13 protein-coding genes and 1 pseudogene are annotated in these 17,565 nt (G+C 55.4%); 6 read left to right on the plus strand and 8 right to left on the minus strand.

Annotated features, from left to right (window positions below):
- The first annotated feature begins 61 nt into the window (after window positions 1-61).
- Window positions 62-1,309 carry a D-arabinono-1,4-lactone oxidase gene (locus OMP44_RS14550; protein ID WP_280309172.1) on the plus strand — a complete coding sequence of 416 codons (1,248 nt, stop codon included), beginning with the start codon at window positions 62-64 and terminating at the stop codon, window positions 1,307-1,309.
- Window positions 1,310-1,506: 197 nt separating this feature from the next.
- A complete protein-coding gene (locus OMP44_RS14555; RefSeq protein ID WP_280309174.1) occupies window positions 1,507-2,304 on the plus strand; it encodes a helix-turn-helix transcriptional regulator in 798 nt (265 codons plus the stop codon).
- 263 nt (window positions 2,305-2,567) lie between these two features.
- On the opposite strand, the gene OMP44_RS14560 is transcribed toward OMP44_RS14555, so the two are convergent.
- The 4 genes from OMP44_RS14560 to OMP44_RS14575 form a co-directional block, all read right to left on the minus strand.
- Window positions 2,568-3,935, minus strand: coding sequence for a GGDEF domain-containing protein (locus OMP44_RS14560; RefSeq protein WP_280309177.1), 1,368 nt, complete (start codon window positions 3,933-3,935; stop codon window positions 2,568-2,570).
- A 734-nt stretch (window positions 3,936-4,669) separates the two neighbouring features.
- The gene (locus tag OMP44_RS14565; protein ID WP_280309179.1) at window positions 4,670-4,885 is read right to left on the minus strand and encodes a hypothetical protein; all 216 of its coding nucleotides are present in this window, start codon (window positions 4,883-4,885) and stop codon (window positions 4,670-4,672) included.
- Window positions 4,886-5,880: 995 nt separating this feature from the next.
- Window positions 5,881-8,580 (minus strand): ATP-dependent DNA helicase, encoded by a 2,700-nt coding sequence (locus OMP44_RS14570; RefSeq protein ID WP_280309181.1) that lies wholly within the window; start codon window positions 8,578-8,580, stop codon window positions 5,881-5,883.
- A 102-nt stretch (window positions 8,581-8,682) separates the two neighbouring features.
- Window positions 8,683-9,912, minus strand: a complete 1,230-nt coding sequence (locus OMP44_RS14575; protein ID WP_280309183.1) for a hypothetical protein — start codon at window positions 9,910-9,912, stop codon at window positions 8,683-8,685.
- A gap of 658 nt (window positions 9,913-10,570) precedes the next feature.
- Here OMP44_RS14575 and OMP44_RS14580 point away from each other — a divergent pair.
- Complete coding sequence (locus OMP44_RS14580; RefSeq protein ID WP_280309185.1) at window positions 10,571-11,122, plus strand: hypothetical protein; 552 nt, start codon at window positions 10,571-10,573, stop codon at window positions 11,120-11,122.
- 7 nt (window positions 11,123-11,129) lie between these two features.
- Here the strand turns inward: OMP44_RS14580 and OMP44_RS14585 are convergent, their stop codons facing one another.
- Together OMP44_RS14585 and OMP44_RS14590 are read right to left on the minus strand one after the other, a co-directional pair.
- Window positions 11,130-11,822 carry a thermonuclease family protein gene (locus OMP44_RS14585; protein WP_280309187.1) on the minus strand — a complete coding sequence of 231 codons (693 nt, stop codon included), beginning with the start codon at window positions 11,820-11,822 and terminating at the stop codon, window positions 11,130-11,132.
- A 208-nt stretch (window positions 11,823-12,030) separates the two neighbouring features.
- Window positions 12,031-12,645, minus strand: a complete 615-nt coding sequence (locus tag OMP44_RS14590) for a hypothetical protein (protein ID WP_280309189.1) — start codon at window positions 12,643-12,645, stop codon at window positions 12,031-12,033.
- 142 nt (window positions 12,646-12,787) lie between these two features.
- On the opposite strand from OMP44_RS14590, the gene OMP44_RS14595 reads away from it, so the two are divergent.
- The 3 genes from OMP44_RS14595 to OMP44_RS14605 all read left to right on the plus strand — a co-directional run bounded on the left by OMP44_RS14595 (window position 12,788) and on the right by OMP44_RS14605 (window position 15,565).
- Window positions 12,788-13,270, plus strand: a complete 483-nt coding sequence (locus tag OMP44_RS14595) for a hypothetical protein (protein ID WP_280309192.1) — start codon at window positions 12,788-12,790, stop codon at window positions 13,268-13,270.
- Window positions 13,271-13,441: 171 nt separating this feature from the next.
- Entirely contained in the window at window positions 13,442-13,708 is a 267-nt protein-coding gene (locus OMP44_RS14600) for a hypothetical protein (RefSeq protein ID WP_280309194.1), read from the plus strand.
- Between the two features lie 690 nt (window positions 13,709-14,398).
- A complete protein-coding gene (locus tag OMP44_RS14605) occupies window positions 14,399-15,565 on the plus strand; it encodes an ATP-binding protein (RefSeq protein ID WP_280309195.1) in 1,167 nt (388 codons plus the stop codon).
- Window positions 15,566-16,046: 481 nt separating this feature from the next.
- On the opposite strand, the gene OMP44_RS25025 is transcribed toward OMP44_RS14605, so the two are convergent.
- Both OMP44_RS25025 and OMP44_RS25030 read right to left on the minus strand, forming a co-directional pair.
- Window positions 16,047-16,622: a methyl-accepting chemotaxis protein gene (locus OMP44_RS25025; protein ID WP_431312656.1), complete on the minus strand. Its 576-nt coding sequence runs from the start codon at window positions 16,620-16,622 to the stop codon at window positions 16,047-16,049.
- Between the two features lie 18 nt (window positions 16,623-16,640).
- A pseudogene (locus tag OMP44_RS25030) lies at window positions 16,641-17,405 on the minus strand (PAS domain-containing protein); the annotation flags it as partial.
- Window positions 17,406-17,565: the final 160 nt, after the last annotated feature.

Consider the following 17,565-nt stretch of genomic DNA (forward strand, 5'->3'; position numbering starts at 1 on the left):
TTTCGGTGGTGAGCCGATAATGACCGCTCGGTATTTCGAGTCTGTTTTGAGGAGAAAACCCATGGAACTCCCACGCGGCGGTCATTGGCGCAATTGGGTGGGCAATCAGTCGTTCATGGTGGCCCACCTGGCCTCGCCTACGAGCGAAGAGGAAATTTCGGCACTGGTTCAGGCGGCGACCAGCCAGGGCAAGTCTGTCCGGTGCGCCGGATCGGGGCATTCCTTCACCCCGGTGGTGGCGACCAGCGGCTTGCTGCTGTCTTTGCAGGACTACCAGGGGATCAACTGCATCGACGAGCAACGCAAGCGGGTTTCGGTCAAGGCCGGCACCAAGCTTAGTGCCCTCACGCGCTTCCTAAAGGAAGCGGGCTATTCGCTGACCAACCAGGGCGACATCGACTCCCAGGCCATCGCCGGAGCGCTCGCCACCGGTACCCACGGCACCGGTAAGACGCTGGGCAATCTTTCGTCGCAGGTCGTCGGTATGAAGATCGTGCGCCCCGATGGCTCGGTGATGGAGGTGTCCGATACGAAGAACTGGGATCTGCTCCATGCGACCCAGGTGAACATCGGCCTGTTCGGGGTCATCACGGAGATGACGCTGCAGGTGTGCGACGCCTACTGGCTGCATGATCGGGTGTGGCGCGAGGACTTCGAGTCGCTGATGGAGCGTTACGACGAACTGGCGGCCACCCATCGCCATTTTAGCTTCTTCTGGTGCCCCACGGCGGCGAGTCGCCACCTGTACTGCCTGCCAGATACCACGAAGGTCTCGCGCAGCCGCAAGGATTTCGACGTTTGTGAAGTCAAGGTCATGGACATGACCGACGAGCGCACCTGTTACGAAGGCGAGCACGAGAAGATCGCCTACAGCTCGGACGTTTTCGCCATCCACTACGTGGCCAACTTCCATGAACTCGAATATGCCGTCCCGGAGCAATTTGGCAAACAGGCGCTACGGGAGATCCGCGACCTGGTGCTCACCAAGCACCCCGACTGCCTCTATCCCGTCGAGTACCGCTTCACTCGGGGTGATCCCGCCTGGATCAGCCCCTTCCACGAGCAGGACAGCGTTACCATTTCCTGTTCGGGCGGACCCAACGGCGTGGACTACTGGCCTTTCCTCAAGGACGTCGATGCCATCCTGCGGCAGTATGGCGCGCGCCCGCACTGGGGCAAGTTGCACTTCACCCAGCGCGATGACGTGGATCGTTGGTTTCCCAAGGCCGAAGCCTTTCGCCAACTGCGCCGCGAGTGGGATCCGCAAGGCTACTTCCTGAACGACCACCTGCGAGCGCTGTTCGACTGAGTTCTCCCTTTGTGCCCTACGCCCACCGGGTGTAGAAAGGCCCTTGCCGCTGCCAATGCGCGGCAAGGTCGGCTGGAGTGCATTCTCGGGCGTTTGGACTGGCATGCTTTGGGTACGGTGAATGACGATACTGAAACCTGCTCGCTAGGATAAGGCTCCGCGGTGAATCACCCAGTGAGCGGCACAGGAGCGCCTTGATGAATACGCAAGACGTCGATGCATTGGCCCGTTTGATCGCCGCCATCGGCAGCGCCTCGCTGGGACAGACGCTATGTGATCTGCTGGACGGACTGGTTAGCTTCGACATGAGCTGCCTCTATCTCTTTCGCTTCGATCATCCGGCCGAGCTGCTGCACGACGGCTATCGGGGAAAGGTGGCCGCCCGCACCCTGGATGCCTACAGCCGCGGCGGCTACCTGCTCGATCCCTTCTACGTTGCCAGCATGAACCGCCATCCTGCTGGCCTGTGGCGCATGAGCGAGTTGGCGCCGGACAGCTTCTTCGCGTCCGGCTTTGCTATCTCGCCCGACCTGCACCCCTGCGTATCGTCCACCCATGGCACTGAGATCGACGAGATCGGCTACATCGTCCACTTAGGGACACGTACTGCGCTAGTGTTCAGCCTAATGAAGGCTCAGGCCCCCGGGGCTCTCGATGAAAGCGAGGTTGTCCATCTGCAGCGGCTCACCCCGCTGATCAGTGCCGTGCTGGAACAGCACGGTCGCCAGTTTCCGCGCCATGTGGAATCCGTTAGCAAGGATAGCCAACTGGAAAGCGCTTTTGTCGGCGCACTGGGCCAATTGACTGAGGCGCAGCGCTACATCGCCAAGTTGCTGCTACAGGGCCACAGTAACGCTTCAATCGCGCGCCAGCTGGGCATCTCCGAGGGGACGGTGAAGGTACACAAACACAACCTCTACGGTCGGCTGGGTATTTCTAGCCATGCGGAGCTGTTCCGATTATTCATCGGCTATATCGCCCAGGTCGGTAGTTGAGGGGCGAGGCCCGCGATCAGCCCAACAGAGCTGTACCTCATTTCAGTAGCATCAAACCTTCGTGGCCTTCGGTGCTTTCCGGTAGTAAGCACAGCTTGGTCAACTCGGTTTGCGCCGCGCGTTCGGCGATCTCTTCAGTGGACCAGATGGCATGGATAGGCTCCCAGACCTCGCCATCCCACAGTTCAGTGGCACGCCACCCTTGGCGTTGTAGATCGGTCAGAACGGTTACCAGGCCGCTTCAGTTCTCGGCAATCGCAGGCTCAGTCCATGTTCTGCAGTTCCACGCGGTTCCGTCCGCTTCCCTTGGCTAGGTACAGCGCGCGGTCGGCTTGCACCATCAGAGGTTGGGCTTGTTCGGCGCCTCGAGCAGTTACGACGCCAACGCTAACAGTAGCCTTGATACGCGTTTGGAGGGCGTAGTCCACCGTCGTATCTTCGAACCGCTGGCGAAGGGTTTCGGCGATATGACGGGCCTCTTCCACAGTATCCACCGGGAAGAGCGCGGCAAATTCCTCTCCGCCCATCCGTCCAAGCACGCCGTTTTGCGGTATGCATTCTTGGGCAATGCGGGCGAAAGCAATCAGGACCTGGTCGCCCGCTGCGTGTCCCCAAGTGTCATTGATACGTTTGAAATGATCGATATCCAACATGAGGACGGCGACTAATCGGTTATGCCGGCTCAGTACCGGTAACGCCTCACTTGTCTGTTGATCGAAGGCGCGCCGGTTAAGCAGGCCGCTTAGTTGGTCGTGCGCGGCCAGGTATTGCACCTGTATCAGCAACTGCTGGCGTGTAATGCTCACGATGGCCACTGTGAGCGGCGTCAGGGTCATCAACAGCACGCCGAGACGGATCGATTGCAAATCGACTTTGCCCATTGGCCAGGGCACCGAAAGATCGAGGTGATGAGCAGAGATCGCGATCATCGTCGAGCTGCTGAAGATCAGCGTAACTAGCGTGACGCTGAAAAGGCTGTAGGTCAGGGCGCACCAGAGCAGCGCCGGCACCGAGAACATTACCGCACCGGGTCCGCCGATCCATATTGCGACCCCTTCGGAGAGCACCAATGCCATGAAGGGAGCCGCCTGGGCTAGCCCTTGCGGCAAACGGGCCAATTGGTAATGTGTTGGCCAGCGATTTGGCCACTGGGCGGGTGCAGAGGAGGCCAACACCACGGGAAGGATGGCCACGTAGTTCACCAGATCTCCTATGAGCCAGACGTCGAACTCATCGCAGAAGTCCATACCGAACAACTGGTGCAAGGCCAGCGCGCCGCTGATGCTGGAGCAGAAGGAAGCCGCCACACTGATCAGTACCAGGTGCATCACCGAGCGTGCGCGTTGTAGGTGCACATGCTTGGCAGGCAGGCGCGACAGACAAGCGTAGGCAACGCCCGCCCCGAGCAGGTTGGCAATGGTCAGTACCAGCGCTCTTATCAGGCTGGTACCCGTAAGCAGATCAGCGGCCATAAGTGCGATGAATGCGCCCAGCCAACCTTGCTCAGTTGCCATTCTGCGGTTGCGGACCATCAATCCCGCAAGAAGAGCATTGGCTGGCCAGAACGGAGATAGAAGCCCCAGAGGGCGCGTTACGATCCCCAGCAGCGCGGCTAGGAAGATGATTAGCATGAGTAGCGCAGCGGCCAACAAGAGGCTTTGTCTACCGAAGGGCGAGCGAAACTGGGAGTGAGCAGGCTTGAGTTCTAATAGCGGCATGGTTGTCTACCGATTGCGCAGATGAGTCTTCCACTTCGGACGGCGTAGGCCGGTGCGGATCACTCATCACTATGGTGGTGATGAGCGAGCTCGATACGAAACCGTGAAGATTCTTTCACTGTTGATGACCGTTTGTCGTCAACAGATGCTAGTAGACGATCATCTCGCAGTCGGTGGCGGTGACTAGTTCGGTGACCTCTTGAACAGCGACTTGACCACCCTAGGCTAGATGATGGTCTTGGCTTGGCCCTGAGCACGACTTCCAGGTAGTCGACAAACTCGTAGCGTATCCCTAAACCAAGGGTTCAGTTACGCATCGTAAGCCTCCAGCGTTGCCTGCTCCAAAAGATGAACGATCATTACCAGGCCCTGCAGCATGGCAGCGACATGATGATGAATCTGGCTTAGAGCGGGCACTGCACCCGTCGGCGGCATTGCCTGGATATTCGAAGCTTCTCGCCTAGCGATAGGCGACAGCTGAACTTTCGGGCACAGCTGCCGGCAAGACTATCCCGGTCGCCCCTCTCGTAGGGCTGACCAGCACTGTCCTCGGTTGCAGAGGACGCATTGCGCTCTTGCGGAGGTCCTCCGATCGACATCGCTGTGACGTCACGAGCGGCGCTGACCGATCCATCGGACAGCAGCTCCTAGAGCACGTCAAGTATCTCGAACTGCTCCTCGAGTAGTCCCAGCTTTAGGGTCAGGTTGCTGCGCACGATGTCTGGCGAGACTGGCACCCGCCAGGCGCGGCTCGCGGACAAGAAGGCGCCTTGCATGCGCTTGGCCACGGCGACGCGGTCCGGGTGATAGTCGCCGGAAAGCACCACGCCGCCACCGGACAGCGGCGCGATCTGCAGGCGCATCTCCAGATGAAGAGATCCCGACGGACATCAGCTTAAGCGTCCGCGATCTTGCGGCTGAAACCCAGGCAGTCCTGAGCAAAGCGACCGTTGGCCAGCTCGCCCAGTTGGTGGAGGAGGACGTCCAGGTCCTCCAACAGCCGCCGCTGTGGCAGCCGCCAATACCCGGACACGGATGTTCGCCTCGGCAAATGAAGGTGCCACCTCGGCTCGTCATCATACGGTTGGCTCCTTCGAGGTAGGGTATCTTCAAGCCGAAATCGTAGCCGTCGAAAACGGCGCGCTGCAGGAGCCAGGATGTGCCAGACGTGTTGCTCAGCAGCGGTCTAGCCACGGGCCTATCGCCGAGCACAGCTGTAACAGACGAGTAGAGAGTGACCGGAGGCTTCACTGCGCAAACTTTCGGCGGAATGACAAAGTAATTAGCTAATTCGTTTTTCTCATCCTCAGCGACGCGTTGACCAACTCGAATAGCAGCTAAAAGGTTTTTTTGTTCAAAATACGATCTCCTTAATAGTTATAGCACCAAATCTCTCTCTCTGCACTCCAGCACATCATTCATACGGTTGCAAATCATGTGTTGTCAAAGAGGAAGGGAACAGAGAAGGTACTCGTCTAGACGTTTTTGAAATGCAGATTTTGGATGTAGTCACTCTAGACCAAGCGTCTATTTCTGAGCGGAACAGTCTTCCAGTTTCTTTCGTTTTGACCGCCTTAGTGGTACTCATTTGCCTATAGCTCAACGACCACACCCCCGTTTTCCGTCATGGACGCCTATTTATTACCAAAGTATAAAAAAAGCTCTCCAAGACGCAGTATTGCGAACACAAGAGCTATTGCCCTCAAGCAGAATTTGTCTGGAAGCGACACACGAATAAATGCAGCGCGTTATTACAAGCATTTATTGGTTCGGCACAATTTCTAAGCCACTTTTATAGCTACCGAAACTTAATCCATATAATTAACTATAAACTTTTCTGAATTTTTGATTTAATTCCCTATTTACGTACCGGGGTAAGGCAGCGACGGGCAGCGAGGATCGCAACATCCTTTGTATTCGCATCATGATGAATACGTTGTAAGACCTTTTGCTGGGTTTCGGGAGTCCAAAATATTCGCAAGCGGTCCCGTGCCCTTGTTATTGCTGTATAAAAGATACTATGAGTAATATCGTCATCGTTAGCATCAGTGATTACGACCTTGACAGAGTCATATTCTAGGCCTTGTGCCTTATGTATCGACACCGCGTAAGCCACTTGGAATGGTACAGTAGTGTTTAGCGAGTCGTCATCTTCGTCACTAGTATTCATGTCGTAGACAGAGAAACGTACGATCGAGTCTTTTACCCACTCAAGTTCGTCGCTATCAACATCGAAGTCACTAAGCGGTCGATCAAGTTCTACGTCGAACTGGATGCGGCCACGAACACTGTCGATGCCAACAATGCGACCTTTGAGGTTATTATAGATCACTGGGTGAAACCGTTCGGTTTCATGAAATAGGACTGGATCTCCAATTTTGTATGTAGAGACTCGCCAAGTAGTCGCCGCGCCAGGATTACTGGCTTGCAAAAATCGATTGATATTATTGATACCATACAGACCATCGTAGTTCAGGCACAAGATAATCTCATCTTGCCCTTGAGGCTCGAATAGCGTCCGGTCTAGTACAGTGGAATACCCATTTCGGGCCATGACCTCTGTGAGGTCATCTTCAATTGCGCGGACTTTATTCCAAAACACTAATAATGAGTCGTTCTTGGTTCTGAAGGGAGTAGTCAGCTCGAACACTGAGGACCTTGGAATAAATGATCGAATGATTTCGAACCAGTTACCGAACTGGATCGACTCGATCTGGTAAACATCGCCCACCAGCACGAGCAGCTTGAAGGACGTTTTCATTAGAACTTTAATTAGATCAGCATTACTGACGGTGCTACACTCGTCGATAACGAGAAGGTCGTATTCCTTAGTAGAAGCCTTCTTGCCAGTCTGACTGCTGATTGTTCGGAAATCAGTATTTTGTGCTGTAACTTTGCGTTTTAGATTGTCAACTGCAGGATTTGTGTGCGCCAGAAACAACTTTTCTTTGTCATTGAAATAGTGCGCAATGTGATCAACCATTGTTGATTTTCCTGTACCGGCTGCACCATAAATCAATGCCACTCGAGAATGGCTAAACAACTGCTTGAGAGCATCCTTTTTTATCGGATCATCAATTCGACGAGGTACTTCATCGATCCAGCGCTCGACGGCCGGAGTATAGCCTTCGATCCTTAATGATGAGTATTTCTGCAGCAGTTCAACGATGGCGACTGTCTCGTTTTCATATCCGCAAACAAAGACATGCCCTCTATCAAGTAGAAGTTGGCGCTCCGTATGTTTGTAGTACAGTTTCATGTTGTATGCAGAGATCAGTCTACTGACATCTCCGAACGCCTGAAGATCAGCCACTGGCGTATACAAACTTCCATAACGCTCCACGCTATTTTTCACGCGTCGAGCGAGCAGCTCATGGGCTCTTCCAGCCGTATCAAGACTTTCGACTAAGTCCCAATACCGCGGATTATGGGAGTATAAGGAGGTACAAAATGGCATAGTGTCAAAGGGAATACACCCATACCGAAGCTTCAGACCAGAAAGAGCGGGACAGCCATCTCGGTCGTACTGCAGTTTGAGTATCTGGTTCTGCATTCGCAGCATGAGATATCTAAGGACATTATGGCCTGGAGTTCGCGACCTCACAATCAAGCGAGCTTTATCTAGTACAGGGAAAATCAGCGGCTGTGTACCTCCAATAGTAGCCTCCGCTCTTGCCTTAGCATAACTTGCGTCAGGGAGGTCCAGAAGATCAAGCAGACTGCCCGAACCAGCCGTCAACCGGCTCATTAGATAGCGATACTCCGTAGAGGCGGCTCGCACTTTAGAAGATAAGCCTAAAAGACGCCCAAAATTATCGAACTCACAGGGGCGGATTGAAACCTCCCACTCCCTGATGATTGTGATTGGCATGCTCTGACCAAGCACCTCGATAGATTCGCGCTGAAGCGTTAGCATTGCTGCGTACTTATCAGTTATGTCGATATCAGTGAAGGCGATAATACGATCGAACTTACTTACCTTGTTAACGGCTCGATAAAGAGTTACCTCATAGTAAACTTTGCCTGAGGTGAAAAACGGCCGATTTTTATGTATATAATACCGATCTTTTATATCATTGCCTGACGAAGATGAGAGACCCCATTGAATACGCTCAGAGATTTTCTGGTGGTACTCACGTAGAGATGGATCCAAATCGACTGGAAATTCCTCGAGGTTTGACAATATGGCGAATCCAAAGCTTTCTAAAAGCAAGCTGCGGATCCGATAGAGATACTCATAGTACTTTAACATTAGGCGTTCAGATGCATCTCCGTCCAGTGTATAGTGAGAGGCACTTTGTTGAATTAGTTTATGGAACTTGCCGATAAAATTTAGCTTCCCATTACTTTTGACGAAAGCCAAGCCTGGCTCAACCGCTGCATAATTGAATTCGGTATCTGGAGAACGTGTATGGAGACGAACAGCTACACCCTCAACTAAATTCCGTAGTTGCGCGAGTACGTTCTGCGAAAGCAATGCCCGCTGCTCGGCGAGCAACTTAATATTCAAACAAATCGCCTCTTCAGAGTTTTGGATCTGTTTAGTTACGGTAACCATATGATCTCCAGTCTGACCTCGAGCACATTGCATAGGTTTGGTGAGCTATTTCAGCAAGTAAGTTGATGATGTCACATCAATCATATACTCAAAAAACAGTCCCTACGGACCGGTGCTTAAATCGAATGCAAGAATGGAAACCAATACTTTTCGCCCGCTATCTTGAGGCAGAAAAAAAGTATAACGATCACTGGTTTCGTCCAAACTTATTGGCCCACTCAGATATCGAGGGTGTAGCTTCACCAGAGTTCTAATCTTATCGACCACTGAAGTGAAGTCAGCATTTCGATTGAATATAACTATTGCTGTCTTAGTATCGCGCCATGTCAAATAGCTGAGCAGCTGGTCAATAGTGGCAAGGAAGTTCTTATCTCCACGCCAGACCTTGAACTCAGCTACAAACAAATTTCCCTGCTGGTGGCGTATGAGCACATCTGTTTTTCCTTGGTAATTAAATGCCTCGCCAGTTGCAGTGCCAAAGTGAGCATTTAGTGGCACTAGGAAAAGGTCGCGCAAAGATTCCTCATCAAGCTTTCTAGTCCGCGAGGAACTTTGTTCAATACTTCTACCTGCTCCTCGCACAAGTCCTAGAATAGTTTCGTATTGCTTCATATCCAGTGTAGGTTCGGGAGCGATTGCCGGCGACATTGGCGGTAGCTGCGGAACGACCTTTTGTTTGACGGCAGGTGGAATATAAGTTCTAGGACTACCCTCCTTTTCTTTTAGACGTATACCTAAATCAGACAACCTAGAGGCATTTTCCTTTTGTGCAAGTAATTTGGTGCGGCGAGAGTCTATTTCTGCTTTAACCGCAATTGAAAGCTGCTGCTGAAAGCCAGCCCACTGGCGTCGATGTGATTCTAAATACTTTTCAATAGATGCCAAAGTTGAATCTAACTCCGCCTTAACTTCCTCAGCCCTTAATGTACGACCCGAGATTGTGAAGGCTAAGTATTGCTTACGAATTACAGCTCGTGGCGGATTAAAATCAAACGTACTGGGTCGTAGCTTGAAAATGTCCCCTTCACCCACGAAGGGAACTTCAAAATCATACGCTTCGCCAGGAATCAGCCTAATTTGCTTATCCCAGCGATCATATATTTCTACTTGGCGCTCGTGGTGAGACGCAACTATACCATCGCGAACCAAAGCGGGAACTTCTACGCCATACTTTTCCAAGAAATATGCGAGTAGGGCTTCGGGTTGAACTTCAAGAATCCGGCGTTCCGGAAGTGTGCTCACCTCAGTACAAGCGGTACTGATCTGAGCCGATATCGAGCTCGAAGCATCACCTTCGTTAAATAGATAATCTCTTACTTCCCTACGACTCATAGAAGATCCTTTATTGTTTATCGAGGTTTCTCGAAGGTAGTTCTGATTTGGGCCAGACGCAATGCGGATTAGCGCCTTAAGTCATCCTTTCTTTCGGTAGACGTCCTATGACCGCTTACGTGCCGAAAGCAGTATCCGCTCTATATTGGCTGCATTCGATCTGATTGTGTGCTTTTGCCTGTACCTCAACGCCTGCGTTCTGCGGCATCGCTCTAGGTGTGGCGAAAAGCACTCCATCAGACCCAAACGGCTACGAACATATTTCGATACACCAAACGGCTACACTGGAGCCCTCCACGTTCCTTCCATAGATGTGGAAAGGTAAGGGCATGGCATCGGGTAGGCTCGGGTTGCATTTTCCAAATACTCGATAGCGTGGAACGGATCTCTCACACCTCTCGAGGCATTCGGAATATGGCTACCCAGAAACACTTCGACGCCGTGGCCGAGCGGCCGCTCGGCAAAACGGCCTACCAGGCCTGCTGGCATCCGATTATTCGCGCCCGGACTTCTGCCGCGAAATCGCGCAGATGGCGTTCATCGGTTATCTACCCGAGTCGGCAAGCAAACAGGACGATCTCGTGCTGATCCGCCAGGTCGCTGAGCGCCTGTGGAAAGGCGCTGGCGTTACTGGGTTGGACGAGTAAGGGGCCTGGTAATGGACGACATCAAGAAAGCGGAGAGAAAGCGCTTCGAAGCGGCCACCCAGCAGGCGGACTGGAACGCAGTCGTGCAGGGCAATCCCACCAACACGGTCCCGGTCTGGATCTACTCGGTGAATCCGGAGCACGGCGCCCGGTTGGTCACACAGCTCTCGGTCGAGGGCTACCGCTCCGCATGCCAGCGCGGCGGGATGCCACTGCCAAAAGGCATCCAGGCGTGGGACGTGCTGCAATACGCCCTGACCAACTATGAGGCGGCGAAGGATCACGCGGCGCGCCTGGCGCTGCACGAAGAGCTCGCTGGCGCCCTGTTGACCTATGCCAGCCACACCAAGACCTGGAGCATGCTTCCCCCGGTAGGCCAGGTGCAGGGCGTCCACGTGGTGATCGGCGACTGGAACACCCGCAAGGCCGGCCGAGTGTTCAAGCCGGCAGCGGTCGTGGGGCGTGAGCTGCTCAGCCGTCCGGACGTCGTCGCGCTGCTTGAACAGCTCATCGCGGCCCATACCGCGAAGCATACGGCAGAAGGCCCCATCTGGGCCCGCTAGTCACTGACTACCGGCAGATGGCTTCGCACGGCACCCCGTCGTGGTCGCCATCGATCCGGCTGTTGCCACAGTGCTGCAGCTGATACTTCGCCTCCGCACAGCTCGCCATCTGCCTGCAGGCCTTCAGTGGTGTGCAGCTGAAGGACCCCGCGGCGCTTGCGCCATCCGAACCGCCAAATTGAGAGAAGGACGCGGGTCGCTTCGGCGGTACTGCCGCCGGCGGCTCGCCCTCTCCAGCTTGCGCATCTTGTCGCTGATCACGCGCGGCGCGGCGCCACTCCCATGGCGGTACCCGCTCTGCCTCCGGTAGCGCCCACAGGCCACGTTTCTGCGCCTTGGCCTGCGCTTCCAGGTTCAGCAGCGATCGATCCTTCAGGTATTGGCGATAGACCCACGCGGCGCCCTGGCGCACCTGTTCGGCATTCACGTCCGTATTGCCCTGGTACACGCGCGCCACCCGGCGGCCGTATCGGTCAGTGTCCTGGACGTCCAGGCGAACATCCTTCGAAAAGACCATGGCCGCCAAGGATTGCTGGGCGCGGTTGCCGTAGGGCTGTTTGCTCTCCGGGGTGTCGATTTCCGCAAGCCGAACTTTGATCTGCTGCTTGGCGGTGGTGAGGCACGTCAGGGTGTCGCCGTCGTGCACGCCCACCACGCGGCAGTCGATCGTTTCGGCGAAGGAGAGGGTAGGGAGGGTCAACGCAAGGGCTACTGCTAGCTGCCGAAGCATATGAGGTCTCAGGTCCGTTGTAAGAGGAGAAGGGCCGGTATCACCGGGCGGGCGCTGCCGCATTTCCCTACTGCCAGTGACGCCGACGCAGGAGTGTAGCGGCGGCGCGGATGACTGGCAGACCCTGGGCGGGTAGAAGCGGACAGAGGCGCCGAAGGCGGTTATGAGCGGCGGTTAGCTAACTGCCGTGGCCACCGTCAGTGGCGCTGCCGCCGGCAGCCATCTTCTTGCGGTTGGGGCGCTTATACGCGGGGATCTGGCGTTTCAGGCGCAGCTGTCTCACCTTGCTGTAGTGGACCCCGTGCTTCAGGCCGATCGCTCGATCGCTATCGGTGCCCAGATCAGCCAGTAGCGCCTCGCTCAGAGGCTTTTCGTCCTGCAGCTTTGGAATGTCGCGCCGTTTGCGTTCGCGGTACACAAGGTCGTCAGGAATCCCGAACCGGTGAGCCAGCTCGGCGTCGCGCAACTTACCCAGTAGCGGCACGGCCTCCGGGGGCAGACTGTGCACCCGCGGCGCCCGCTTCGCCGGGGCCAGGCTCTTGCGCAAGCGCATCAGGTAGACCGCACGCCGGCTGATGCCGAGCCGCCTGGCGACGGTCGCATCGGGTTCCTGTCCAACGAGGGCGAGGTTCTCCGGGCTCCACCGGAACAGCGTCTCGCGCTGGAACCCGCCCTGCTTCAGGTCGTAGGGCGCGATGGCCAGCGACTGCCGCTTGCGCGCCACGGTCATGCGCGAGATACCCCACCGGTCGCCCAGGGCGGTATCGCTCTCGGTGCCAAGCAAGGCAATCATCTCGTCAGTCCAGGTCTTCATCGCAACTCACAGCATCTGCAGCACATGCCAGTCTAGCGGCATGGCACCAGGAGGACCACGGCAGGCCTTGCGTTTTCCGGATCGGTGAGAGGGTAGGCCATCACCTGATGGAGATCCGAACATGGTACCGGTTGAACAGCTCAAAGCCGCGGTGGAACAACTTCCGAAGTGGAGCCCGCAGATCACCAGCCGGATAGGCTGGGTCAACTGGCGCCGAGGCTTCCAGATCAAGGCGCACTGGTACGGGAATTGTTCGCTCCTGTGCTACCTCGACTTCAAGGACAGTGTCGCCCGGGACGACACCTTGACCACTGCCTTCAAGCGCTTTGCCGCCCCGGACACCCGGCCGCGAGTCATCAATGGCCTTGGCTGGTCCTGCCTCGACTACTCGTTCCAGTCTGACCACTTCGTGCCCATCAATGAGCTGGCTGAAATCGCGGATGCCAAGGGCTATGCGTACACCGTCCTGTACGTCCAGGAATGCGTCGGAGCTCGGCCGGTTTTCGAGACGCTGGGCATCCCGCTGGTACCGGGCGAGATGGGCAAGGAATGGGTGGGCGGCAAGTTCATTTCCTACGCCTGTCCTTCTGGCCGGAATCTGTAGTCGTCTGCCACTCTTCCCGGCTGGCTGACATCGGTTAAGGCCGGGCGGCGCGGTACTCCGATGCCCGGCAAGCCGTAATCTGTAGTCGTTCGCCGCATGACCTGACGATCTGATGCCAGCCACCCAGGTACCGCGAGGTATCTTCGCGCCCCAACTCGTGAGGCATGCGTAATGCTGGTGATCCATCTTGAAAGTGGTCGAGTCATCAACCTCGAACGCTCGGTGAGTACCGTCAATGGGTACGGTATCTGGGAATACCACTGGAGCCAGAGCTCCAGCATGTGGGTACCCGACTACACCCCCTACCGCCACCTCGCCGTCAAACCGCCGGACCCGGCCATTGGCCAGAAGGTAACCGTGGCTATCTGCAAGCTTGGCGCACCGGAAGAAGAGTGGAAGCCCCTCAGGTCCGGGACCGCGGGATACGACGGGATCTGAAGCCAGCAGCTGCCCGGGCCCCTACGCGGCTTGCGTATCTGAAGACCTATGGGACGTTGGTCAGCATCACTCATTGACGCTGACGGAGCTTCCCCATGCAGGCCACCAACACCTCCTCGACCCCGGCACTGCCGCTACGGCTATGCGTCCACCGCTATTACTCCAGACCCGAAGACCCAGCCTTCCAGCAGCTTCTCGTGGTTTGGAACCGGGTAGCGCCAATCCTGGCAGCCTTGCCAGCTAGTACGATCGCAAACGTCGACGGTGAGTCCCTGTCCTGCGCGCCCCTGGATGGCGCATTTCGCTGTTCCTGTCGCAATACCTGAACCCAATATCGGTCGACTGCAACGTCTTACGACCTGAGGACTTCGATGGCACTGGCGCCGAGGAGTTTTCCGAGCTACTGGGCACCTTGGAGCACCGGATAGCTGCGCCAGCGTACGACTCCCCCTGCACACCATTTCAACTCGCGGCCACCTACCGGGAGGCAGGAGTGCCACGTGAATGGCAGTGGCTAGGCGAGTACGTGACCGCTTCCAGCCAGTAAGTCTCTCAGGCGCGGAGCCAGGGTGAGAAGGCGTTGCGCTAATGTCGCGGTCTCTCAAGGATGCGACGAGCGCCAGCCGGTATGGCTAAAGTATCTCATTGGGTATACTGTATCGGAAGGCAGATACTTTGGGGATACCAACCATGGCCGCGAGACGTCCACTCTTCAAACGCACCGCTCTGGCGGAGTCCCTGGTTCGAGAGCTGGCAGGCGAGACCTTCCACGATCATAGCTCAGGGCTCTTCCTAGCAGCGCCGCGCCGCACCGGCAAAAGCACCTTCCTAAAGAACGACCTCATCCCCGCATGCGAAGCCCGTGGCTGGCTCGCTGTCTATGTCGACCTGTGGGCAGACAAGCAGACCGATCCTGCCGACCTGATCGCGGGCGCCATCGGCGAGGCCTTGGCTGAATACGAGTCGGGCCTCAGCAGGGTAGCCAAGAAAGCCGGCATCGAAAAGCTCAAGCTCCTGCGCACCTTGAGCTGGGATTTCACCCGGCCGCAGCTGCCGGCCGGTACCACCCTGGCTAAAGCGATGGACGTGCTACGCACCGTGTCAGGCCGCCTGATCGTGCTGATCATTGACGAAGCTCAGCATGCGCTCAATAGCGAGGCAGGCGTGGCAGCCATGTTCGCCCTCAAGGCCGCCCGCGACCAGCTCAACAGCGGAAACGAGGAGGACGGCGTCCGGATGGTCTTTACCGGTTCCAGCCGTGACAAGTTGGCCAACCTGGTGCTCAAAAATGGCCAGCCCTTCTACGGCGCTCGGGTCTCCGAATTCCCCCGTCTTGGCCTTGACTACGTCGAGTTCGTTACAGAACTGTGGAATGGCAGCCTCGCCGCGCACAACCAGTTCGCTATCGAGGACGTGGAGTATGCCTTCGAGCTAGTCGGCCGCCGGCCAGAGATGCTAACAGCGCTCCTCTCCGATACGCGTGTGATCCTGGGCGAGGCCGGCAATCTGGGCGAGCTGCTGCGTGAAGGCGCGCTGAACCATCAGCAGGGCGTCTGGAGCGACTACGAAAGCACTTGCAACGATCTTTCAGCGCTACAGCGTGCGGTTTTGGAGGAGATCGCCAAGCGGGCCTTGCGCAAGCAGCCCTTCGCACCGTTCGCGTCAGATACGCTCGAGGCGATCAACCGTAGGCTGGAGCAGGCGCAGGAGGCGTCGAACGCCACAAAGCCCAATGTGCAGAAGGCTCTCGAAGTGCTGCGCGAGCGAGAGCTGATCTGGAAAGCTAACCGCGGCGAGTACGCGCTTGAAGACGGCGCCATGGCCGAATGGTTGATAAGAGATAGGAACGATCCTTAACGCGAAAAATGCCTAGTCTCGGCTCATCAGCACGAGACCGCATGAGGTCACTGTATAAAACGTCAGTAGAGCGCTGGTTCGCTACGCGGTTGGTATCTACCGGCTCGTGCTGGTAGATCGCTACCCGATAAGCGCTAACGCATTCGTACTCGATGGCCCGCAACGCAAGGGTAGCCGGCCGACGCTGCGGGAAAGTAGGTTGCTATGCATGGGCCATCAACTGCATAGAAAGTTCGGAATTTATATCCTTAATGAAGCGAGCTAACGCTCTTGTGCATTTAAGATCGCAAAAGGATATGGACCTTTTAATTTGTAGCTCGGCAGAATAGCTTGCTAGGATGAAGTCGAGCGAGCCTATTGATCGACGTGGCACCGCAATGCAGGAATACCCGGGAAATGCGGTTATCAATATGTCGATAGCATCTTCCATTTGCGAGTTAAGCTCCATGGAGAGTTAGACCAGCAAGTCTGCTGTCTTAGACTAGCGATCCGCCCGACTGAGGGTGGCGTTGTGAATAATATCAGACTCATCAATTTTGTTTGCGAACATGCTCACGGCGTCCAACGCATCACTGGCCCCATCACGAATCTGCACGATCACCGCACCTGCTTGGTCCGCCAGCTCTACGCCCTTCAGGGCGCGGCCCTGGGTACTTTCCATGCTAATGATCGCCTGTCGTGTTTCGCTAAGAATCTTGCTGATCATCTCGGCAATTTCCGTCGTTGCGCTGCTGGTTCGCCCTGCTAATTGACGAACTTCATCTGCTACCACTGCGAAGCCGCGGCCTTGATCGCCAGCACGGGCAGCCTCGATGGCCGCGTTAAGCGCAAGTAGGTTTGTCTGATCTGCGATTCCACGGATGGTTTTAACAATGGCGGTTATCTGTTCTGAGCGCACGCCTAGTTGGGCAATTTCAGTTGCCGAACGACTGACATTTTCCGCGATCTCGCGCATCTCGCTGGCCGCTGCTTGTATAATCTGAGTCCCAAGTTCTGCAACTTTTTCGGTCTCTGCCGAAATATGGTAAGCTCGAGATGCGCTACGTCCATCACTCACATTTTTCTCGACCCGCTCAGTAATGTCGCTGGCGTACTTAACTATTTTGTAGAGTCGTCCCGTAACGTCATATACCGGGTTGTAGCTGGCCTCAAGCCAGACAGTTCGGCTGTGCTTGCCTAAGCGCTTGAACTGACCGCGAAAGAGTTCTCCGGCGTTAAGACGGCGCCAAAAGTCCACGTATTCTTCGCTATTGATAAGCCGAGGATCGCAGAATAGTCTGTGATGCTGGCCTTGGATCTCGCCAAGGCTGTATCCCACTGTCGCCAGGAAATTTTCGTTTGCGGTAAGAATACGCCCTTCGAGATCGAATTCGATACGCGCGAGGGCTTGATCTAGTGCCTCGAGTTTGCTTTGGGCTTCGTTATAAAATTCAACTCGGCGGGTAACGTCGAGTGCATATTTTATAACCTTGACGATCTTACCATTAACGTCAGAAATTGGATTGTAGCTGGCTTCCAGCCACAGAGTGTGGCCTTGCGCATCTAGTCTCTGGAATGTTCCGGACAGGAACTCTCCGCGGCTTAAACGGGCCCAGAATTCCGAGTAGTCTCGATTTTGTATTACGGTATTTGGGCACAAGCGGCGGTGATGCTGGCCTACTAGAACTTCAGCACGGTAGCCAGAAAGATCAAGATAATTGCTGTTTGCTCTTAGGATTGTTCCGCTAACATCAAACTCGATAATGGCCATTGAACGTTCAAGTGCACGGCTTAGACTTTGGTTGGCGCTCAGCTCAGTTTCAAGCTGGATGATCTTTTTTTTGTAATTCGCATTGAACATCGCTGTTCCTCCATGAAAAATCCGTAAATTTTCAACTAAAAAATTTCTTATGATAGGAAGGTGAGTGGCGGGGTGAACGCGCTTTCGACAGAGCAACGGTTTAAATTGTTGCCGATATATAAAACACCAGGAATTCAGTTGTAAATAGTACGTTTCTTTA

Source organism: Pseudomonas flavocrustae, assembly GCF_029872515.1.
Lineage (GTDB): Bacteria > Pseudomonadota > Gammaproteobacteria > Pseudomonadales > Pseudomonadaceae > Chryseomonas > Chryseomonas aestiva.